The following is a 19993-nucleotide window of genomic DNA, read 5'->3' on the forward strand; positions in this document are numbered from 1 at the left end:
ACCCCCGGCCGGGCCCCGACGGCTAACCTGGGGTCATGCCTCGTTACGAGTACCGCTGCCGGACCTGCGGCGACACGTTCGAACTCAGCCGGCCCATGGCGCAGTCCGCCGCCCCCGCCTCGTGCCCCGCGGGGCACGAGGACACGGTGAAGCTCCTGTCGACGGTGGCGGTGGGCGTGTCGAACAACACGTCCGCGCCCGCGCCCGCGCCTTCGCCGAGGGCCGGTGGGGGCGGTTGTTGCGGGGGCGGGTGCTGCGGGTAGCCGCCGACGGGGATGCCGCTCGGTCCCGTCGTGCGGGTGCGGCGCCGTCGTGGCTTGTCGCGCAGTTCCCCGCGCCCCTCTACGCCGGCTGCCGCGCCGCCCTCAGGAACTCCCGCAGGATCCGCTCTCCCGCCAGGACCCCCCGTTCCGGGAGGGCGCTGATCTCCGGGGCCGTCCAGTCGCTGTCGGCGAGTTCGCCGTGGCCGGGGCGCCAGCCCCGGTCGGCGGCCAGCAGCAGGTCGGCGTCGAGCAGGGAGTCCCCCGCCGCCAGCGTCAGCTCCGCGCCGGTGCGCCGGGCCACCTCACGGACGGCCGCGCTCTTGGTGAGCGGCTTCGGCACGGCGTAGATCTTGCGGCCCTGCAGGGACACCGTCCAGCCCCGGTTCTCCGCCCACACCGCGAGCTCCTTCACCCAGTCCCCGGGCAGCAGGTCGCGCTCCACCACGAGGTAGGCGAACAGGTCCTCGGCGATCCGGTGCTTGCGCACCCACACCGGGTCGGCGGCGCGCAGCAGATGCTCGCTGACCTCCGCGAGCGGCGCGCACTCCGCGGCGAGCCGCGCCTGGACGCCCGCGTGCCAGTCCGCGTCGGTGACCCCGTCGACCAGCAGGTGGCCCCCGTTGGCGCAGATCGCGTAGGCGGGCGGCGGCCCCGGCAGGTTGATCCGCTGGTACTGCTTGCGCGTCCGGGTCGTCGTCGGCACGAACACCGCCGTGTCACCGAGGTCGGTGAGCAGCCGGGCCGCGGTCTCGGTCATGTAGGACAGCGGCTTGGCCTCGTGCACCTCCACGCACAGCAGCCGGGGCGCCCGCGGGTCCGGCATGGTCAGCGCCAGGGCCGCCGAGGAGTAGATCAGCGTACGGTCGAGGTCGCTCGCCACCAGCACCGGCATCAGACGTTCACCGCCTTGCCGTCGGCGCCCGTGGCGCCCCGCGTGTACCGGGGGTGGATCAGCCCGACGCAGGTGTACGGCAGGTCGTCCACCTCCTCCACCGGCACCCCGCGCTGCTCGGCGAGCAGCCGCACATGGGCCAGGTCGTCTCCCGCCCCCGCCCGCGCGAGGATCTTCCAGGGCACCCGGCGCAGCAGCACCCGGGTGGTCTCGCCGACGCCGGGCTTGACGAGGTTGACGTCGTGGATGCCGTACTCCTCGCTGATCCGCTCGACCGCCCGCCAGCCCGCCCAGGTCGGGGTCCGGTCCGTGACCGGCAGCTCCTTCACCGCGCTGTCCACGTCGTCGGCCACCTCGGGGAAGCGGGCGGCGACGGCGTCGAGGAAGGCCACGGAGACGTCCGCGTCCGCCAGTTCGCGGTAGAACTTGGCGCCGTGGAAGTCGTGCGGGCCGACCAGGTCGGCGCGCAGCACCGTGCGGGAGATCAGCCCGGAGACGGTGGAGTTGAGGCACGCGGAGGGGATGAGGAAGTCCTCGCGGGTGCCGTAGGTGCGTACGCAGGAGCCGGGGTCGGCGAGGACGGCGATCTCCGGGTCGAAGCCGCTGACGCCCTCCTTGCGCTCGAACTCCTCGACGGCGTCGGCGAGTTCGCGGGTGATCGCGCCCTTGCCGGTCCAGCCGTCGACGAACACGACGTCCCGGGGGTCGTGGTGGGCGGCGAGCCAGCGCAGCGCGTTGGCGTCGATGCCCCGGCCGCGCACGATCGACACGGCGTAGTGCGGCAGGTCGAGACCGTGCCGGAAGCGGGCCCAGCGGCGCATCAGGATGCCGACGGGGGTGCCGGCGCGGGCCAGGGAGACGAGCACCGGGCGGGGCGAGCGCTCGGTGAGGACGGCCTCGGTCACGACGCCGACGGCCTGCGCGATGCGGGCGGCGGAGGCGTCCAGGGCCGCGTGGAACAGCTCCTGGTACTGCGCGCTGGGCTGGTACTCCACCGGCAGTGACTCCGCGTAGTGCGCGCCGCCGCGCTGGACGGCCTCCTCGCGCTCCTCCGTCGGCGCCTCCAGGGGCACGTCGGACAGGTCCTGGAGCAGCCAGCCGACCTCCTCCGGCGCGTACGAGGAGAACGCGGGGCCGCGGAGGGGCTCGGGCAGCATGGCCGGCCTTTCTGGAACGTGCGGGACGTAGGAGGGGACGACCGCGAGCAGGACGTGCGGGACGTGTGCGCAGAGCGCGGCCAGCAGGCCGTCCGGCGCGTGCAGGGCGGGGGTGTCGGCGGCGGAGTCGACCACGGCGACGACGGCGTCGAAGCCGGCACCGGCCACGTTGTAGGCGTACCGCTCGCCGGGTCCGTCGGCCGGGTCGTCGTGGGCCGGGAAGACCAGGCGGCTGCGGATGGCGTAGCCGGGGTCGTCGACCGCGAGCACGGGCGACCGGGTGGTGGTGGAGAACCGCACCTCGGCGTCCACCGTCTGCTCCAGCTCGCGGGCGAGCCGCAGCGGGGCGTACATCAGCTCCTCGAAGCCGAGTACCAGGACGCGCCGGGCGCCGGCGGGCAGGGCTGCGCGTATTCGCCCGGCCATGGCGGGCAGCGCCGCTTCGAGCCGGGCCCGGTGGGCGGGGGTGAAGCCGTGCCGTCCGCCGTCGGGGAGCCCGGGGGGCCAGTGCAGGTCGACCTCGGCGACGGGCCCGGGCCGTGGCGCCCCTCCGGGGGCGCCGGCAGCCCTCTCGCTCCCCCGCCCGGCGGCCTCGCGTTCCGCGACCAGCCGCTGCCCCTTCTCCAGCACGCCTTCGGGCAGCTGTACGGTCCCGGACGCGGCGGCGATCACGTCGACCCGGGCGCCGATCTCCTGCGCGAACCGCTGGAGGCGAGCCGTGTCCTCGGCCGACCGCATGTCGACCAGGGCGACCACCACGTACCGCCCGCGCGGATACCGTGCGTGCAGATCCCGGACGGTGTTCAGCACGGTGTTCCCGGTGGAGAACTCGTCGTCCACCAGCACCAGGGGGCCTTCCCCGGCCAGCAGGGCGGGGTCTTCCGGCAGCAGGAGGTGCGACGTGGCGTGCGAGTGCGACTCCTCGAAGCCGCCCGCGGGGGCGACCCCGGGCACCGGCCGCCGCGTGGAGTGCAGGTACGGCACCGCGCCGAGCCCGTCGGCGACCGCGTGCCCCAGCCCCGTCGCGGTCTCCGCGTAGCCGAGGACGACCGCGGCGCCCGCCTCCTCGCCGAGCAGCGCGGCGACCCGCCGGCCCAGGCGGCAGCCGTACGCGTACACCACGGCCGGCGACTGGGGGACGTGCTTGCCGAGGACGTTCGAGACCAGCAGGTGGGCCCGCTTGGGGTTGCGCCGCAGCGCGAGCCCGAGCAGGGCCGGCAGGCCGTCGTCGCCCACGAGTCCGACCCCGAGCCGCTCGGCGACCCAGCTGCCGGACCAGACCCCGTCGTTCACTGCGTTGTTCATTCGTTCCTTGGAGAGGCGGAGGTGGAGGAGGAGAAAGGGTTCAGCCGGGTATGCCGGCGGCGAGCAGTTCCACGAAGCCGACGTCCTCGTTGGCGACGCCGAACACCTCGGCGCGCAACAGGGTCCGCTCGGCCCAGGCGCGGTGCGGTTTCACTTCGTTCATCTTGTTCGTGTAGGCGGACCGCAGTACACCCCCGCCGCCGCGTTCCGGCCGCAGGATGTCCTGGGCGTCGCTGAACTCCTCGTGGCTGACCACGGACAGCGCGTGCACGGGCAGCACGTGGGACGGGTGGATGCAGGTCTTGCCGAGCAGGCCGTTGGCCTGGTCGAGGGAGATCTCCCGGAGCAGTCCGTCCATGGCGTGTTCGATCAGCTTCTCGCGCAGCGAGACAGCCTGCACCTCCAGGAAGGGGCTCTGCCTCAGCTGTGGCTTGAACATGCGCTCGGGGACGCGGAAGTACTCCCAGACCGGGCCGGTGACGGTGAAACCGGTGCCGTCGGCGCGGCCCAGCATGTTCACGACGTCGGCGATCACGGAGGCGACGATCTGGACGTCGTAGGCGGTCATGTCGGGGGCCCGGCGCAGACCGTAGGAGGAGCAGAAGTCGGTCACGCCGAGGCGGAGGGCCAGCACCCGGTCCCGGTACTTGCCGACCGCGCGGGAGATGCCCTCGAGGGTCTCCACCCGGGACTCGCGGTAGAGCAGCTCGGGGGACTCCAGGACGGGCATGGCGAAGAGCCGCCGGCCGCTGCTGTTCTCCGCCGCGGTCAGCGCCTCCAGGAAGGGGACGCCGCGTTCCTCGGTGAACTTGGGCAGTACGAACCCGGACAGCAGGCGCACGGCGGGGCCGAGACGGCGGACCAGGTCCGGTATCTGCTCGGGGGTGCGCACCCGGATGAACAGCAGCGGCGGCTCCACGGCGGGCCGGGCGGCGAGGTCGGCGAACTGCCGGACGAGGTTCTCCTCCCCCGGTTCGACGTCCGCGTCGTCGATCGAGTCCTCCAGGCACAGCACCATCGAGACCACGCCGTTGCCGGCCTGTCTGACGATGTCGTCGGCGAGCCGGGGCCGCGTGGCGGGGCTGTACAGCGTGGCGCCCAGGGCCGCGGAGAGCAGCCGGGCCGGGGAGTCGGCGGTGAACGCGCACGGCTCCTGGTGGAAGAGGCGCTGCCGCACCTCGGGGGCGATGTGCCCGAAATGACGCATAGGACTCCCTCAGGGCGCGAGCCGAGCCTCTGGGTTCGGTAAAGGGTGGCCGGTAATAGTACGTAGGGATCCGTGTCCGGGGTTCCCTGCGGGCATGAATTCCCGGTAACTCGGCCATGTCGGCGGCACCGCCCCCCGCATTGTCGTGACCAGGACCGAGAGGGCAGGATGACCGCATGACGCACGCCATGCTGAAAGGGTCGAACGTCCCGCTGGAGGCCACCACGGTCCGCGCCGTGCTGCGCTGGACGCCCGGGCAGGAGGTCCCGGACGTGGACGTGTCGGCGCTGCTGCTGGGCCCGGACGGCCGTGTGCGCTCCGACGAGGACTTCGTCTTCTACAACCAGCCCCGGCACCCCTCCGGGAAGGTGTGGCGGCTCGGCAAGAAGCGGATCGCCGAGGGGCTGACGGACACGATCCAGGCCGAGCTGTCCGCGGTGGAGCCGGGGATCGGCCGGATCGTGCTGGTCGCCTCGGCGGACGGGGTCGCCTTCGACCAGGTGCCGGCGCTGTGCATCCTGCTGTACGACGCGGCCGTCGCCGACGGGGAGCCGCTGGCCCGGTTCGAGATCAAGCCGGAGACGGGCGCGGAGACGGCGTTGATCTGCGGTGAGCTGTACCGGCGCGGGGAGGGCTGGAAGTTCCGGGCGCTGGGTGAGGGCTATTCGAACGGCCTGAAGGGGCTCGCCACGGACTTCGGGATCTCGGTGGACGAGTCCGAGACGGAGGAGGAGCCGGTCCCGTCCCAGCCGTTGCCCCCGGAACAGCCGACGGCCGCGGTTCCGGCGCAGCCGCCCGCGTACGGCTACCCCCAGCCGATGTCGGCGCCGGTGGCCGTGGCCGGGGACCCGTACTTCCGGCTGCCGCCGCAGGGGCCGCAGTTCCTCGGGCGGTAGTCAGCCCCCGAGACGGGCGCCGGTCACCTGTCCACCTTCGTCTTGAAGCCCCTGCCCCACTGCAGGCCCCAGCCGTAGAGGCGGTCCAGTTCGCCCTGGAAGCCGTAGACGAACTTCACCTCGCGGCGGACGATCAGTTCGCCCTTGACGTTCTCGATCATGACCACGGCGCAGGAGCGGGCCTGGGGGTGGCGTTCGTCCAGGCCTATCTCGATGCGGGGGCCGTTGCTGGGGTAGAGGGTGACGATGGCGTGCGTACGGTCGAAGGCGGGGGTCTGGTCGTAGATGTAGACGAAGACGAGCAGCCGCTTGAGGGCGTCCCGGTGGTCGAGGTTGACGTACATCGTCTCGCCGGACGCCGAGCCGAACCGGTCGTCGCCGCTGAGTTTGATGTACGGCGGCGCGTTGACGTCGCCGAGATAGCCGCCGAGGGGCTGTACGACCCCCTTCGTGCCGTCGGCCAGTTCGTACAGGCAGCCGAGGTCCAGGTCGACGTTGACCATGCTCTGGCCGTGGCCCAGGACCTCCGGCGGTTTCAGTGCCTTGAACGGGTGCCGGAACAGGCTGGTGCGCTGGGCTCCGTCGAAGTCGGAGGTCCGCATCCGCCAGGAGAGGTTGACGCGCAGGTGGCCGGTGGCCGCTTCCTGCTTGGTGAGGGACACCGTCTGGTGCCGCCTGGTCAGTTCTATGGCGTTGGTCGACGCGTTGCCCGAGTCGAAGTCGGCGGCGCGCCCGCCCAGCAGTCCGTCGAAGAAACCCATTCCCGCCCCCAGCTACCTGTTGTCACGCCGACGGGGCGGCCGGCCCTGCCGGCCGCCCCGTTCAGAGCGTTCCTCACCGTCCGGGCCGTCACACCCCGGAGGAGACCTCGGCCTTCTCGTCGCTGCCCTCGCCCGCCGCGGCCAGGGCTCGGTTGCGGCGGACGGAGGAGAGGAAGGACGCCGCGATCAGGACGACGCCGACGAGACCGGTGACGACCTCGTTGATCTCGTGCTGGATGGTGACCATGAGGATCACGGCCAGGGCGCCGATGGCGTAGTGGGCGCCGTGTTCCAGGTAGACGTAGTCGTCGAGGGTGCCCTGGCGGACCAGGTAGACGGTCAGCGACCGGACGTACATGGCGCCGATGCCGAGGCCGAGGGCCATCAGGACGATGTCGTTGGTGATGGCGAAGGCGCCGATCACGCCGTCGAAGGAGAAGGACGCGTCCAGGACCTCGAGGTAGAGGAACATGAAGAACGCGGCCTGGCCGGCCAGGACGATCGCCGGCTTCTGCCTGCCGGTGCGGGCGGCCTCTTCCTCCTCCTCGTGCTCGCGTTCCTCGTCCGCCTCCAGCTTGTCCTCGAAGTAGCCGGAGAGGCCGCCGACGACCATGTAGGTGATCAGGCCGGCGATACCGGCGATCAGGACCGTCTGGGCCTTGTCCACGTGGGCGCCGCCGTGCTGGTGGGCGTGGGTGGCGAAGGTGAACGACGTGATCAGCAGGACGATCAGGGCGATGCAGACCGACAGCATGTCGACCTTGCCGAGCTTGGCCAGGGGGCGCTCGATCCAGCGCAGCCACTGGATGTCCCGGTCCTCGAAGATGAAGTCGAGGAAGATCATCAGCAGGAACATGCCACCGAACGCGGCGATCGCCGGGTGGGCGTCGGTGACCAGCTGCTGGTAGCGGTCCTTGTTGTTGAGGGCCAGGTCGACGGCCTCGATCGGGCCCATCTTGGCGCTGATCGCGACGATGACGACGGGGAAGACCAGCCGCATGCCGAAGACGGCGATGAGGACGCCGACCGTGAGGAAGATCTTCTGCCAGAAGGCGTTCATCTTCTTCAGGATCCCGGCGTTGACCACCGCGTTGTCGAAGGACAGCGAGATCTCCAGGACGGCCAGGATCGCCACGATGCCGAAGGCGGTCCACCCCCCGTAGAACGCCGCCGCGACCAGACCGAGCGCGGTGACCGCGAACGACCAGCCGAAGGTTTTCAGAAGCACTGGCTACCCCATCGTGTGTGGGGGGCACCTCCCAGACGGAGTCCGGGGGAGGGTCTCCCCTGAGTCGTACCGAGTTTTACGAAACGTTGACTCCGAAGTCTAGAGCGATGCCTCGTAGGCCGGACGCGTACCCCTGACCCACCGCCCGGAACTTCCACTCGCCGTGGTACCGGTACAGCTCACCGAAGATCATGGCGGTTTCGGTGGAAGCGTCCTCACTGAGGTCGTAGCGGGCCAGCTCCTGGCCGTCGGCCTGGTTGACGACACGGATGAAGGCGTTGGAGACCTGGCCGAAGGTCTGCCCGCGCTCGTCCGCCATGTGGATGGAGACGGGGAAGATGATCTTCTCGCACTGCGGCGGCACCTTGGCGAGGTCCACCAGGATCGACTCGTCGTCGCCCTCGCCCTCACCGGTGAGGTTGTCGCCGGTGTGCTCCACCGAGCCGTCGGGGCTGGTGAGCTGGTTGTAGAAGACGAACCACTCGTCGCCCAGCACCCGGTTGCCGGCCCCGCACAGCAGCGCGCTGGCGTCCAGGTCGAAGGAGGCTCCGGTGGTCGACCGCGCGTCCCAGCCCAGTCCGATCATGACGTTGGTGAGGTTCGGCGCGGCTTTGGAGAGGGAGACGTTGCCTCCCTTGGCGAGCGTGACACCCATGATGCTGGTCCTCCCCTGGTGGTGCTTCCCTGGTTGTCCTGCGCGTCCGGCGCCGCCCCCGAACGGAGCGGCGCCGGTCTCACGGGCTGGCGGGTCTCACACGCCCCTCGTGTCAGACGTTGACGCCGAAGTCCTGCGCGATGCCCCGCAGGCCCGACGCGTAGCCCTGGCCGATGGCGCGGAACTTCCACTCCGCGCCGTGCCGGTACAGCTCGCCGAAGACCATGGCCGTCTCGGTCGAGGCGTCCTCGCTCAGGTCGTAGCGAGCGATCTCCTGCCCGCCGGCCTGGTTCACGACGCGGATGAAGGCGTTGCGGACCTGGCCGAAGGACTGCTGGCGGTTCTCGGCGTCGTAGATCGACACCGGGAACACGATCTTTTCGATGTCGGCCGGAACACCGGCCAGGTTGACCTTGATCTGCTCGTCGTCGCCCTCGCCCTCACCGGTGAGGTTGTCACCGGTGTGCTCGACGGAGCCGTCGGGGCTCTTGAGGTTGTTGAAGAAGACGAAGTGCTGGTCGCTCGCCACCTTGCCGGAGTTGTTCAGCAGCAGCGCACTGGCGTCGAGGTCGAAGTCCGTGCCGGTCGTCGTGCGCACGTCCCACCCCAGGCCGACGATGACGGCGGTCAGGCCCGGGGCCTCCTTCGTCAGCGATACGTTGCCGCCCTTGCTGAGGCTGACTCCCACGGGTCCTCCATGTGGTGTCCAGGGGCGGGGAGCCCCGTCGTGCTTCGGATATGGGATCAACGTGCCGATCCTAGTGACGGGTTCCCGCACCCCGCAGACCCTGGACCCGAAGAATCACAGGTGTCGCCCGCGGTCCGCTCACAGGGTGTCGAGCGCCTGCACGTAGTCGTTCAGATCACGGGCGTCCGGCAGGCCGTTGACCACGGTCCACCGCACGACGCCCTCCTTGTCGATCACGAAGGTGCCCCGGACGGCGCAGCCCTTGTCCTCGTCGAAGACGCCGTACGCGCGCGAGACGTTGCCGTGCGGCCAGAAATCGCTCAGCAGGGGGTATTCCAGGCCCTCCTGCTCGGCGAAGACGCGCAGGGTGTGGATGGAGTCGTTGGAGACGGCGAGCAGCTGGGTGTCGCGGTCCTCGAACTTCGGCAGGTTGTCGCGCAGCTCGCACAGCTCGCCGGTGCACACGCCGGTGAAGGCGAAGGGGTAGAAGAGCAGGACCACGTTCTTCTCGCCGCGGAAGTCCGAGAGCTTCACGGTCCGGCCGTGGTTGTCCTTCAGCTCGAAGTCGGGCGCCTTGTCGCCGACCTGGATCGCCATCGTCGTGCTTCCCTTCGGTGGGCTGTCGGGGTGGGAGCGCGGACGCTCGGTTCCACCCTACGCAGCGGTCACCGGGGACTCCCGGACGGGCTGGGGCGATGTCCAGCCCGTCGGGCGTCCGAGGACGGTCACCTCTTGGACTTGGCCGCCTTCGGCGTCGCCAGCCGGCTGCCGCTCCAGTCCTTGCCGACGCTGACGCTCTTCGAAGCGGTCAGGCCGGCCGTCGTGGCGGCGTCCTGGATGTCGCTCGGCTCCACGTACCCCGCACGGCCGGTCTTCGGCGTGAGGAGCAGGATCGCGCCGCCCTCTTCGATGTACGTGGTGGCATCCACCAGCGCATCCGTCAGGTCGCCGTCGTCGTCACGGAACCACAGCACAACGGCGTCGGCCACGTCGTCGTAGTCCTCGTCCATGAGGTCGCCTGCGATGGTTTCCTCGATGGCCTCGCGGAGCTCCTGATCGACGTCGTCGTCGTAGCCGATCTCCTGGACCACCTGCCCGGGCTGGAACCCCAGCCTGGCGGCAGGGTTCGTCCGCTCCTCCGCGTGGTCCGCGGTCGCGCTCACGGGTTGCCTCCTGATCATGTCTTGGTAAGTATCTCAGCCACGCGCGTGCGCGAAGCATTGGCCGTAGTCCACACGGGCGGGGCGGATCGCGCAAGTACCCGGCCGTCGGGACCGCCGAAACGGTGACGATCCCTGCCGTGTCGCCGCAACTCCCAGCACCGTATCTCGATTCCGCCCGACCCACATCACGCCGATGCGCCCGGTTTGTCACGTTCGGAATCATCCAGGGTTACGTCGCTCGAACAACTTTGCCATGCCCGTCACACCCCGGGCGTATCGTTGCGTTTTGACCGGCGCAGACGACGGTGCGGATGACGTACGCCTTCCCGAGGTACACGATGGGGAACGGTGTAGGCAGGTGCAACGAACTGGCCCTCTGACAGGTAAGGAACAGCGTGGCTTCCGGATCCGATCGCAATCCGATCATCATTGGCGGCCTTCCGAGTCAGGTTCCTGACTTCGATCCCGAAGAGACCCAGGAGTGGCTCGACTCCCTGGACGCCGCCGTCGACGAGCGCGGCCGGGAGCGGGCCCGCTATCTCATGCTGCGTCTGATCGAGCGCGCCCGCGAGAGGCGCGTGGCCGTGCCCGAGATGCGCAGCACGGACTACGTCAACACGATCCCCACCAAGAGCGAGCCGTTCTTCCCGGGCAACGAGGAGATCGAGCGCAGGATCCTGAACGCCACCCGCTGGAACGCGGCCGTCATGGTCTCGCGCGCCCAGCGCCCGGGCATCGGCGTCGGCGGCCACATCGCCACCTTCGCCTCCTCCGCGTCGCTGTACGACGTCGGCTTCAACCACTTCTTCCGCGGCAAGGACGAGGGCGACGGCGGCGACCAGGTCTTCTTCCAGGGCCACGCCTCCCCCGGCATCTACGCGCGCGCGTACCTGCTCGACCGGCTCAGCGAGAAGCAGCTGGACGGCTTCCGGCAGGAGAAGTCGAAGTACCCGGACGGCCTGTCCAGCTACCCGCACCCGCGCTCGATGCCGGACTTCTGGGAGTTCCCGACGGTCTCCATGGGCCTCGGCCCGCTCGGCGCGATCTACCAGGCGCGGATGAACCGCTACATGCAGGCGCGCGGCATCGCCGACACCTCCCGCTCGCACGTGTGGGCGTTCCTCGGCGACGGCGAGATGGACGAGCCGGAGTCGCTCGGCCAGCTGTCCATCGCGGCCCGGGAGGGCCTGGACAACCTGACCTTCGTGGTCAACTGCAACCTCCAGCGCCTCGACGGCCCGGTCCGCGGCAACGGCAAGATCATCCAGGAGCTGGAGTCGGTCTTCCGGGGCGCCGGCTGGAACGTGATCAAGCTGATCTGGGACCGCACCTGGGACCCGCTGCTCGCGCAGGACCGGGACGGCGTGCTGGTCAACAAGATGAACATCACGCCGGACGGCCAGTTCCAGACGTACGCCACCGAGTCCGGCGCGTACATCCGCGAGCACTTCTTCGGCGACGACCTGCGTCTGCGCGCCATGGTCGAGAACATGACCGACGAGCAGATCCTGCACCTCGGCCGCGGCGGCCACGACCACCGCAAGATCTACGCGGCGTTCAAGGCGGCCAAGGAGCACAAGGGCCAGCCGACGGTCATCCTGGCCAAGACGATCAAGGGCTGGACGCTGGGTCCGAACTTCGAGGGCCGCAACGCCACGCACCAGATGAAGAAGCTGACGGTCGACGACCTCAAGCGCTTCCGGGACCGTCTGCACCTGCCGATCTCCGACAAGGAGCTGGAGTCCGGCCCGCCGCCGTACTACCACCCGGGCCGCAACTCGGAGGAGATCCAGTACATGCACGACCGCCGCAAGGGCCTCGGCGGTTACGTCCCGACCCGTGTCGTCCGCTCCCAGCCGCTCCCGCTGCCGGACGACAAGGCGTACGCGACCGTGAAGAAGGGCACGGGCCAGCAGTCCATCGCGACGACCATGGCCTTTGTGCGCCTCCTGAAGGACCTCATGCGGGACAAGGAGATCGGCAAGCGCTTCGTGCTGATCGCACCGGACGAGTACCGCACGTTCGGCATGGACTCCTTCTTCCCGAGCGCGAAGATCTACAACCCGCTGGGCCAGCAGTACGAGTCGGTCGACCGCGAGCTGCTGCTGGCCTACAAGGAGTCGCCGACCGGCCAGATGCTCCACGACGGCATCTCCGAGGCGGGCTGTACGGCGTCCCTGATCGCGGCGGGCTCGGCGTACGCCACGCACGGCGAGCCGCTGATCCCGGTGTACGTCTTCTACTCGATGTTCGGTTTCCAGCGCACGGGTGACCAGTTCTGGCAGATGGCCGACCAGCTGGCGCGCGGATTCGTCCTGGGCGCCACCGCCGGTCGTACGACCCTGACCGGTGAGGGTCTCCAGCACGCGGACGGCCACTCCCAGCTGCTGGCCTCCACCAACCCGGCGTGCGTGGCGTACGACCCGGCGTACGCGTACGAGATCGCGCACATCGTGCAGGACGGACTGCGCCGGATGTACGGCGGCTCGGCCGAGCACCCGCACGGCGAGGACGTCTTCTACTACCTCACCGTCTACAACGAGCCCATCCAGCACCCGGCCGAGCCGGCGGGCGTGGACGTCGAGGGCATCGTCAAGGGCGTCCACCGGCTCCAGCAGGGCACGAACGGCTCCGTCCCCGCGCAGATCATGGCGTCGGGCGTGGCGGTCCCGTGGGCCCTGGAGGCCCAGCGGATCCTCGGCGAGGAGTGGAACGTCAGGGCCGACGTGTGGTCCGCGACCTCCTGGAACGAGCTGCGCCGCGAGGCGGTGGAGTGCGAGGAGCACAACCTGCTGCACCCGGAGGAGGAGCAGCGGGTGCCGTATGTGACGCGGAAGCTCAGTGGCGCCGAGGGACCGTTCGTGGCCGTGTCCGACTGGATGCGATCGGTTCCGGACCAGATCGCGCGCTGGGTGCCCGGGACGTACCAGTCCCTGGGCGCCGACGGCTTCGGCTTCGCCGACACCCGGGGCGCGGCGCGCCGCTTCTTCCACATCGACGCCCAGTCGATCGTGGTGGCGGTGCTGACCGAGCTGGCGCGCGAGGGCAAGGTCGACCGCTCCGTGCTCAAGCAGGCCATCGACCGCTACCGGCTGCTGGACGTCTCGGCGGCGGATCCGGGGGCGGCGGGCGGCGACGCGTAGTCGGTGCCCTCGGCCTTGGCCGGCAAGGGTCGTGGGGATCTGCGGGTCCGTGGAGGGCTGGTCGCGCAGTTCCCCGCGCCCCTTCGAGGCGCGCTGCCGTTACGGTTTCTTTACTATGCGGGGCATGGATCAGCTGTCGGCGCAGGCTCGGTGGGAGGGGCGTACGCAGCGGCCCCTGCTGGGGCTCGCGGTGGCGTTCGCCGTGGCGTACGCGGTGCCGATCGTGGACGCCTCCGCCGGGCACTTCCTGACCACCCTGTGCACCGGTGTCGAGTGGGTGGTGTGGGCGGCGTTCGCCCTCGACTACCTGGTCCGGCTGGCCCTTGCCCCGCACCGGCGGGACTTCGTACGGCAGCACTGGCCCGACCTGTGCGCGGTGGTCCTGCCGGTCCTGCAACCGCTACGGCTGCTGCGGCTGGTGTCCACGCTGCTGCTGGTCGGCCGGCGGGCCCGGATGGCTCCGCAGATCCGGCTGACCACCTATGTCGTCGGGGCCGTGATCGGCCTGCTGATGTTCGGGTCGCTGGCGGTGCTGTCCGTGGAGCGGGAGGCACCGGACGGGAACATCCGGACACTGGGTGACGCCGTGTGGTGGTCGTTCACCACCATGACGACGGTCGGGTACGGGGACCACGCGCCGACGACCGGGCTCGGACGGATGATCGCCGTCGGGCTGATGCTGTCGGGGATCGCGCTGCTCGGTGTCGTCACCGCGAACATCGCCGCGTGGTTCATCTCGCGGTTCGAGAAGGACGACGTGGAGGAGCGGCGGCAGACCGAGGCCATCGCCGCCCTGGCCGAAGAGGTACGGCTGTTGCGGGCGGAGGTGGCCCGGTTGGCCGAACGCGAGCACCCCGAACGGGGGGCGGAGAACCGCGCGGGCGGCCACGGCGTGCCCGCGGCCGCCAACGCGCCCGGTCCCCGCGGCGGGACGCCGCCGGCTGACGAGAGGCCCTAGAGGAGCCCGTGGCCCCACGTCGCCGCGCCCGCCAGGGCGACGATGGCGAGCAACGTGTCGATGGCGCCCAGGATCAGGGCGACCAGTGCGGGGACGTTGCCGTCGTTGGACCACTTGCGGCCCATCGACTGCCAGCCGCAGAACATCGCCACCGGGCCGAGGACGATGCCCAGCGCGAAAAATCCGGCCACGGCACAGATCGTGCCGATGATCCCGAGCGTCGCACGGTCCGGCCCGGTCCGCTGCCACGTGCGGCCGCGTGACCGGGGGTACCCGCTCGTTCCTCGCCCGAAGCCCGCCATCATCAACTCCTCGCGGTGACTGGACAGTTCGGCTTCGGTGTGCGGGTACCCCGGTTCCGCGCCGGCAGACGTGCGCGCGCTGCCCCCCTCCAGCAGCGCGCGCCGCGGCCCGGCCTCCTTACCTGTCCTGCGGAGGACTTGACCCACTGTGACCTGCGGCGCGTGCCGGGAGCGAGGAATCTTTAGCCGAGTCACCCTGATAGGGGAACTCCGCCGGGGAAGGGCGGGGAAGCCGGGCTCAGATGTGACCCACGCCGACGCCCGCGTCCGCGTTCGCGCCCCGCTTGGTGAGCAGCGCGACGAGGACGGCGACCAGCGCCACGCCGGCCGCGACGAGGGAGGCGAGGCTCATGCCCGAGATGAAGGTGTCGTGGGCGACGGCGGTGATCTTCGCGACGACCGGTTCCGGCATCCCCTTCGTCACCGGGGCCACCCCGACCTGGACCGCCTCGGATGCCTTGTCCAGCTGGTCCGGGGTCAGCTTCGGCAGCCCCGCGTCCGCCCAGTTGCCCGGCAGATCACGGTCGACCTTGGAGGCCATCACCGCGCCCAGCACCGCCGTCCCGAGGCTGCTGCCGATCTGCATGGCCGCCTGCTGGAGGCCGCCCGCGACACCGGACAGCTCCAGGGGCGCGTTGCCGACGATGACCTCGGTGGCGCCGACCATGACCGGCGCGAGGCCCAGGCCGAGCAGCGCGAACCAGACGGACATCAGACCGCTGCCGGTGTCGGGCTCCAGCGTCGACATGCCGTACAGCGCCGCCGCCGTCACGGCCATGCCGAAGGCCAGCGGGACGCGCGGGCCGAGCTTGGTGATCGCGGTGCCGGCGAGCGGCGAGCCGACGATCATCATGCCGGTGAGCGGCAGCAGGTGCAGGCCGGCCGTGACCGGGGTCATCCCGTGGACGTTCTGCAGGTAGAACGTCACGAAGAACAGGCCGCCCAGGAAGGCGATGGCCATCAGGACCATCAGGACGACACCCGCCGACAGGGCCACCGAGCGGAACAGGCCCAGCGGGATCAGGGGTTCGGCGACCTTCGTCTCCCAGAAGGCGAAGAGGGCGAAGAGCACCACGGACAAGGCCATGAACATCCATGTCTTGCCGTCGCCCCAGCCCCAAGTCGGGGCCTTGATGAGCGCCCAGACCAGGCAGAACATCGCGCCGGACAGCAGGGCGATGCCGAGGAGGTCGAAGGAGCGCGGGGCGTTCTCGGCCCGGTGGTCGAGCAGGATCAGGGTGCCGAGGAGCAGCGCGAGGGCGCCGACCGGCACGTTGATGAAGAAGACCGACTGCCAGTTGACGTGCTCGACGAGGACACCGCCGAGGATCGGGCCGCCCGCCGTGGACGCGCCGATCACCATGCCCCACACACCGATGGCCATGTTCAGCTTCTCGGCCGGGAAGGTGGCCCGCAGCACGCCGAGCGCGGCCGGCATCAGCAGGGCGCCGAACAGGCCCTGGAAGACACGGAAGGTGACGACGGCGGCGATGCTGCCGGACAGTCCGATGGCGCCGGACGCGGCGGCGAAGCCGGTCACACCGATGAGGAAGGTCTGCCGGTGACCGAAGCGGTCACCGAGCTTGCCCGCGGTGATCAGCGTGACCGCGAGGGCGAGGAAGTAGGCGTTGGACACCCACTGCACGTCGGCGAAGGACGCGTTGAGGTCGTCGCGGATGGCCGGGTTGGCGATGGCCACGATGGTGCCGTCGAGGGCCACCATCATGACCCCTACGGCGACGGTGATGAGGGTGAGCCACGGGTGGCCGCGCAGGCCAGGGGCCGACGGGGGCCCCGACGGGGCTGCCGGCGCCCCGTCCCCCGGCCCCGTCGCGTCGACAGTGGTCTGACTAGTCATACTTCTCAGGCTAGTGACAGTCGCTGACAGTTGACAAACCAAATCACTCGTCGGTTACTGACACGACATCGGCGCATAGGCTGGGACGGCCGGAAACGCACGGGAGAGAGGCCATGGAGACGCTGCGCGAGCGCAAGAAGCGGCGTACGAGGGAATCGCTGCTGCGGGCCGCTCTCGAACTGTTCACCACGCAGGGTTACGAGCACACGACCGTCGACGAGATAGCCGAGGCCGTCGACGTCTCGCAGCGCACCTTCTTCCGCTACTTCGCGGGCAAGGAGGAGGTGGCCTTCGCCGTGCAGAACATCACGGAGGCGGCCTTCGTCGCGGCCGTCCGCGCGCGCCCGCCGCACGAGGCGCCGATGAAGGCCCTGCGGCAGGCGTTCCTGGAGGGCTGGGACGCGATACGCGAGACCGTCGAGTCGCTCGTCCCGGTCGAGCTGTACCTGCGCATGTACCGGACGATCGAGTCGACGCCCGCGCTGCTCGCCGCCCATCTGCGCCGGTCGGCGGCGACCGAGGAGACGATCGCCCGCCTGCTGGCCGAGCGGGAGGGTGTCGACGTGGACACCGATCCGCGCCCCCGGCTCGCGGTGGCCGTCTTCGCCGGGGTGATAAGGGTCACCGAACGGCAGTGCTCCCTGCGCGAGGACTTCGGCCCGGAGGCGCTCCGGACGCTCAGCGCGGCGTACCTCGATCAGGTGGGTTCCGCCCTCACGGGTAACTGGCGCGCCGCCTGAGACCGTTGGCAGATCGCCGGACACCGTGTCCGGCGGATCGCCGTCCCGGTGTTCGGTCACCGCCGAAACGTGATCCCTGTCACTCGGTTACCCCGAGACCCTGCCGTTCTCCTAGTGTGTCCTCCCAGTGACTTCCTTCGACACCTCCCCGCAATGGAACGTCTGGCGCGCACTGCTGGCGCTGGCCGTCGTGTTCGTGATGCTCGCGACCACCGGCTGGACCGCCCTGCGCAGTCACCGGGAGTCGACAGCCCTTCAGGCCTCGCTCACCAAGTGGGAGCACGGCCGCCTCCACGGCCGCGGCCTGCCGGACCCGGAAGCCGACCCGTCGCGGCTGGCCCGCTTCTTCGCCTCGCTCACCCCGCACGACCGCGGGCGCCTCGCCCACCGCTATCCGCTGGCGGTCGGCAACATGAACGGCGCGCCGGTCTCCCTGCGCTACCGGGCCAACCGCATCGCGCTGGCGCAGGCCCGCGAGGTCGAGCGCCAGCGCGTGCACGACAGCCGGCTCAGCACGGCGGGCCAGCAGGACGCGGCCCGCCGGATGGACCGCTACGCGTCCCTGCTGAGCCCCGGCCGGCACATCCTGGCCTTCGACCCCGAGGGCTCGGGCCGGGTCGCCGAGGTCTTCGGCGACCTCGCCACGGCGCGGCGGATCTCGGTCGTCGTCCCCGGCGTCGACACCGACGTGCTCACCTTCCAGCGGACGAACCGCAAGTACAGCGCCCCGGTCGGCATGGCCACGGCCCTGTACGCGGCGGAGCGCGAGGCGAGCCCGGGGACCCGTACGGCCGTGATCGCCTGGGCCGACTACACCTCCCCCGACGGGCTGGGGGTGGACGCGGCCACCGGACTGCGCGCCGAGGAGGGGGCCGTACGGCTGAACGCAATGCTGCGCGCGCTGCCCGGCCGGGCCCCGGTGTCGATGTTCTGTCACAGCTACGGCTCGGTGGTCTGCGGGGTCGCCGCACACGGCATGCCCCGCCGGGTCGCCGACATAGCGGTGGCCGCGAGCCCCGGCATGCGCGTCGCCAAGGCCTCCCACCTGGGCACGACGGCCCGGGTGTGGGCCATGCGGGACGCCAGTGACTGGGTGCAGGATGTCCCGTACCTGGAGCTGGGCGGTCTCGGCCACGGCGCCGATCCGGTCTCCTCGGCGTTCGGGGCGCGGGTGCTGTCGGCCCGGGACGCCCAGGGGCACAGCGGCTACTTCCAGCCCGGCACGGACAGCCTGCGCAACCTCGCCGACATCGGTGTGGGCGCGTACGACGCGGTGACGTGCGCACGGGAGAACGATGCGTGCCGGTCCGGTCTGTCCGGCACGGTGACGGCCGGACGCGCGTAGAAACAGCAGGAAGTGCGGTCTGCGCGGGTGGCGACGGAGGAGCACGTGCCGCATACGATGAGCCGCATGGGTGACGTACTGGCGGGTTTTCATGCCGTCTGGGAGTTCGAGTCCGACTCCGTGCTCATCCGTTACGAACGGGGGATTCGAACACCGAAGCTGTTCCAGGCGCTCGGCGAGCGCCGGATCCCGCTGTCCGCGGTCGAGGGCGTGACGCTCGCCCCGGGCAGGCGCGGCACGGTCGTCCTGCGCCTGACGCCTCGTCCGGGTGCCGATCCGCTGATGGAGGCCGCCGACGGCCAGCTGAAGGAGGGGTCCGACCCCTACCGGCTGGTGCTGCCGGCCGAGCGGGAGACCCTCGCCGAGTACTACGCCGACGAACTGAAGGGGCTGCTGACCGAGTCGGGGCCCGCCGAGCGGCACCTGGTGGCTGCGCCCGAGGCGCCGCTGCAGTTCAAGGCGTACGACGGGAAGGCGTCCTTCGACGGGACGTCCGTGCAGTTCCGCTGGTCCTGGACCGGGGCGTCGTCGGCGAAGTGGAAGGCCGGCGACCAGAGCTTTCCGGTGACCGGGCTGAGCGGGGTGGAGTGGCGGTCCCCGGAGATCTTCGAGGGGCACCTGCGGCTGGTGCCCCGCGAACCGGGCTCCGCCCGCCCGTCACAGCCCGACCAGGATCCGGCGTCGGTGGTGTTCGGGCTCGGGTACGGGCCGGTGCACGAGTCCCTGCCGTTCGCCGCGGCCGTGCTGGCGGCCGTGCGGTCGCGCGGACCGGTACCCGCCGTACCGGCCCCGGCACGGCGTGACCCCGCCGACATCGCCGAGCGGATCCGGCACCTCGGGGAGCTGCACCAGGCGGGGCTGGTCACCGACGAGGAGTTCTCCTCCAAGAAGGCCGAGCTGCTGGCCGAACTGTAGCTACCGCTCGCGCCCGTAGAAACTGATCTTCCTGTCCAGGACGCCCAGCGTGTCGTGGAGTTCCGCGATCCTGGCCAGGACGTCCCTGCGGGTCGACTCCAGCAGTTGACGGCGTTCCGCGAAGGTGTGGTCGCCCTCCCTGACGAGCTCCGCGTAGCGCACCATGTCCGCCACCGGCATCCCGGTCAGCCGGAGCTTGGTCACGAAGTCCAGCCAGTCCAGGTCGCGGTTGCTGTAGCGGCGCTGGCCGGTGTGCGAGCGGTCCACGTGCGGCATCAGCCCGATCCGCTCGTACCAGCGCAGCGTGTGCGCGGTGAGGCCGGCGAACGCGACGACCTCGCTGATCGTGTAGCGGTCCTGGCCGTCGGGGCGGGGGTGCCGCCGGGGCGGGGCGGAGCAGATGTCGGCGGGGGTGGCGTGCTCGGTGGCCGCTGGCGTGGTCTGCATCACCGTCATGTCCCCACGCTATGGCCTTGGAGTGCACTCCAAGCAAGCGGGTCCGCCGGGAAATCCACGG

Annotated in this window: 19 protein-coding genes; 7 read left to right on the top strand and 12 right to left on the bottom strand. The window is 70.6% G+C overall.

Annotation, left to right across the window (positions count from 1 at the left end):
• The first annotated feature begins 35 nt into the window (after window positions 1-35).
• On the top strand, window positions 36-263 hold the full coding sequence (locus AB0946_RS01230) for a zinc ribbon domain-containing protein (protein ID WP_366758571.1): 228 nt from the start codon (window positions 36-38) through the stop codon (window positions 261-263).
• Between the two features lie 79 nt (window positions 264-342).
• Here the strand turns inward: AB0946_RS01230 and AB0946_RS01235 are convergent, their stop codons facing one another.
• Genes AB0946_RS01235 through AB0946_RS01245 form a run of 3 tightly spaced genes read right to left on the bottom strand, consistent with a single transcriptional unit; the run spans window position 343 to window position 4824 of the window.
• On the bottom strand, window positions 343-1155 hold the full coding sequence (locus AB0946_RS01235) for an HAD family hydrolase (RefSeq protein WP_366758572.1): 813 nt from the start codon (window positions 1153-1155) through the stop codon (window positions 343-345).
• Entirely contained in the window at window positions 1155-3617 is a 2463-nt protein-coding gene (locus tag AB0946_RS01240; RefSeq protein WP_366758573.1) for a phosphoribosyltransferase, read from the bottom strand. The genes AB0946_RS01235 and AB0946_RS01240 overlap by 1 nt, the downstream gene beginning before the upstream one ends.
• Window positions 3618-3657: 40 nt before the next feature.
• The gene (locus AB0946_RS01245; protein WP_366758574.1) at window positions 3658-4824 is read right to left on the bottom strand and encodes an HpcH/HpaI aldolase/citrate lyase family protein; all 1167 of its coding nucleotides are present in this window, start codon (window positions 4822-4824) and stop codon (window positions 3658-3660) included.
• A gap of 176 nt (window positions 4825-5000) precedes the next feature.
• On the opposite strand from AB0946_RS01245, the gene AB0946_RS01250 reads away from it, so the two are divergent.
• A complete protein-coding gene (locus AB0946_RS01250; protein ID WP_366758575.1) occupies window positions 5001-5720 on the top strand; it encodes a TerD family protein in 720 nt (239 codons plus the stop codon).
• 23 nt (window positions 5721-5743) lie between these two features.
• Here AB0946_RS01250 and AB0946_RS01255 read toward each other — a convergent pair whose 3' ends face one another.
• The 6 genes from AB0946_RS01255 to AB0946_RS01280 all read right to left on the bottom strand — a co-directional run bounded on the left by AB0946_RS01255 (window position 5744) and on the right by AB0946_RS01280 (window position 10215).
• Window positions 5744-6481: a Tellurium resistance gene (locus AB0946_RS01255; RefSeq protein WP_366758576.1), complete on the bottom strand. Its 738-nt coding sequence runs from the start codon at window positions 6479-6481 to the stop codon at window positions 5744-5746.
• An 88-nt stretch (window positions 6482-6569) separates the two neighbouring features.
• The gene (locus AB0946_RS01260) at window positions 6570-7709 is read right to left on the bottom strand and encodes a DUF475 domain-containing protein (protein ID WP_366758577.1); all 1140 of its coding nucleotides are present in this window, start codon (window positions 7707-7709) and stop codon (window positions 6570-6572) included.
• Window positions 7710-7785: 76 nt separating this feature from the next.
• Window positions 7786-8364: a TerD family protein gene (locus tag AB0946_RS01265; protein WP_366758578.1), complete on the bottom strand. Its 579-nt coding sequence runs from the start codon at window positions 8362-8364 to the stop codon at window positions 7786-7788.
• Window positions 8365-8476: 112 nt separating this feature from the next.
• Entirely contained in the window at window positions 8477-9052 is a 576-nt protein-coding gene (locus AB0946_RS01270; RefSeq protein ID WP_132783663.1) for a calcium homeostasis/redox stress adaptation protein, read from the bottom strand.
• 138 nt (window positions 9053-9190) lie between these two features.
• Window positions 9191-9649, bottom strand: coding sequence for a peroxiredoxin (locus AB0946_RS01275; RefSeq protein ID WP_366758579.1), 459 nt, complete (start codon window positions 9647-9649; stop codon window positions 9191-9193).
• A gap of 128 nt (window positions 9650-9777) precedes the next feature.
• A complete protein-coding gene (locus AB0946_RS01280) occupies window positions 9778-10215 on the bottom strand; it encodes a DUF3052 domain-containing protein (RefSeq protein ID WP_030649446.1) in 438 nt (145 codons plus the stop codon).
• A gap of 395 nt (window positions 10216-10610) precedes the next feature.
• Between AB0946_RS01280 and aceE the strand changes: the two genes are divergently transcribed.
• Window positions 10611-13358, top strand: coding sequence for a pyruvate dehydrogenase (acetyl-transferring), homodimeric type (gene aceE / locus AB0946_RS01285; RefSeq protein ID WP_366758580.1), 2748 nt, complete (start codon window positions 10611-10613; stop codon window positions 13356-13358).
• A gap of 124 nt (window positions 13359-13482) precedes the next feature.
• On the top strand, window positions 13483-14316 hold the full coding sequence (locus tag AB0946_RS01290; RefSeq protein WP_366758581.1) for a potassium channel family protein: 834 nt from the start codon (window positions 13483-13485) through the stop codon (window positions 14314-14316).
• Here the strand turns inward: AB0946_RS01290 and AB0946_RS01295 are convergent.
• Together AB0946_RS01295 and AB0946_RS01300 are read right to left on the bottom strand one after the other, a co-directional pair.
• Window positions 14313-14618 (bottom strand): hypothetical protein, encoded by a 306-nt coding sequence (locus AB0946_RS01295; protein ID WP_014672470.1) that lies wholly within the window; start codon window positions 14616-14618, stop codon window positions 14313-14315. The two genes, AB0946_RS01290 and AB0946_RS01295, sit on opposite strands and share 4 nt — an antisense overlap.
• Before the next feature lie 238 nt (window positions 14619-14856).
• Complete coding sequence (locus tag AB0946_RS01300) at window positions 14857-16476, bottom strand: MFS transporter (protein ID WP_366758582.1); 1620 nt, start codon at window positions 16474-16476, stop codon at window positions 14857-14859.
• Between the two features lie 113 nt (window positions 16477-16589).
• Between AB0946_RS01300 and AB0946_RS01305 the strand changes: the two genes are divergently transcribed.
• From AB0946_RS01305 to AB0946_RS01315, 3 genes are all read left to right on the top strand, one after another.
• Complete coding sequence (locus AB0946_RS01305) at window positions 16590-17216, top strand: TetR family transcriptional regulator (RefSeq protein WP_366758583.1); 627 nt, start codon at window positions 16590-16592, stop codon at window positions 17214-17216.
• 127 nt (window positions 17217-17343) lie between these two features.
• Window positions 17344-18561: an alpha/beta hydrolase gene (locus AB0946_RS01310; protein ID WP_366758584.1), complete on the top strand. Its 1218-nt coding sequence runs from the start codon at window positions 17344-17346 to the stop codon at window positions 18559-18561.
• Between the two features lie 66 nt (window positions 18562-18627).
• On the top strand, window positions 18628-19476 hold the full coding sequence (locus AB0946_RS01315; protein WP_366758585.1) for a DUF4429 domain-containing protein: 849 nt from the start codon (window positions 18628-18630) through the stop codon (window positions 19474-19476).
• Here the strand turns inward: AB0946_RS01315 and AB0946_RS01320 are convergent, their stop codons facing one another.
• Complete coding sequence (locus AB0946_RS01320; RefSeq protein WP_366758586.1) at window positions 19477-19932, bottom strand: MerR family transcriptional regulator; 456 nt, start codon at window positions 19930-19932, stop codon at window positions 19477-19479.
• Window positions 19933-19993 lie beyond the last annotated feature (61 nt).

Origin of the sequence: Streptomyces sp. NPDC046870, assembly GCF_040704595.1 — a bacterium.
Lineage (GTDB): Bacteria > Actinomycetota > Actinomycetes > Streptomycetales > Streptomycetaceae > Streptomyces > Streptomyces argyrophylli.

Excerpts from the sequence above, each read along its gene's own strand:
- AB0946_RS01320 (WP_366758586.1), bottom strand. The coding sequence starts at position 19,932 with ATGACGGTGATGCAGACCACGCCAGCGGCCACCGAGCACGCCACCCCC.
- AB0946_RS01230 (WP_366758571.1), top strand. The coding sequence starts at position 36 with ATGCCTCGTTACGAGTACCGCTGCCGGACCTGCGGCGACACGTTCGAA.
- AB0946_RS01240 (WP_366758573.1), bottom strand. The coding sequence starts at position 3,617 with ATGAACAACGCAGTGAACGACGGGGTCTGGTCCGGCAGCTGGGTCGCC.
- AB0946_RS01265 (WP_366758578.1), bottom strand. The coding sequence starts at position 8,364 with ATGGGTGTCACGCTCGCCAAGGGAGGCAACGTCTCCCTCTCCAAAGCC.
- AB0946_RS01250 (WP_366758575.1), top strand. The coding sequence starts at position 5,001 with ATGACGCACGCCATGCTGAAAGGGTCGAACGTCCCGCTGGAGGCCACC.
- AB0946_RS01305 (WP_366758583.1), top strand. The coding sequence starts at position 16,590 with ATGGAGACGCTGCGCGAGCGCAAGAAGCGGCGTACGAGGGAATCGCTG.
- AB0946_RS01245 (WP_366758574.1), bottom strand. The coding sequence starts at position 4,824 with ATGCGTCATTTCGGGCACATCGCCCCCGAGGTGCGGCAGCGCCTCTTC.
- AB0946_RS01235 (WP_366758572.1), bottom strand. The coding sequence starts at position 1,155 with ATGCCGGTGCTGGTGGCGAGCGACCTCGACCGTACGCTGATCTACTCC.
- AB0946_RS01275 (WP_366758579.1), bottom strand. The coding sequence starts at position 9,649 with ATGGCGATCCAGGTCGGCGACAAGGCGCCCGACTTCGAGCTGAAGGAC.
- AB0946_RS01290 (WP_366758581.1), top strand. The coding sequence starts at position 13,483 with ATGGATCAGCTGTCGGCGCAGGCTCGGTGGGAGGGGCGTACGCAGCGG.
- AB0946_RS01315 (WP_366758585.1), top strand. The coding sequence starts at position 18,628 with ATGGGTGACGTACTGGCGGGTTTTCATGCCGTCTGGGAGTTCGAGTCC.
- AB0946_RS01300 (WP_366758582.1), bottom strand. The coding sequence starts at position 16,476 with ATGACTAGTCAGACCACTGTCGACGCGACGGGGCCGGGGGACGGGGCG.
- AB0946_RS01295 (WP_014672470.1), bottom strand. The coding sequence starts at position 14,618 with ATGGCGGGCTTCGGGCGAGGAACGAGCGGGTACCCCCGGTCACGCGGC.
- AB0946_RS01255 (WP_366758576.1), bottom strand. The coding sequence starts at position 6,481 with ATGGGTTTCTTCGACGGACTGCTGGGCGGGCGCGCCGCCGACTTCGAC.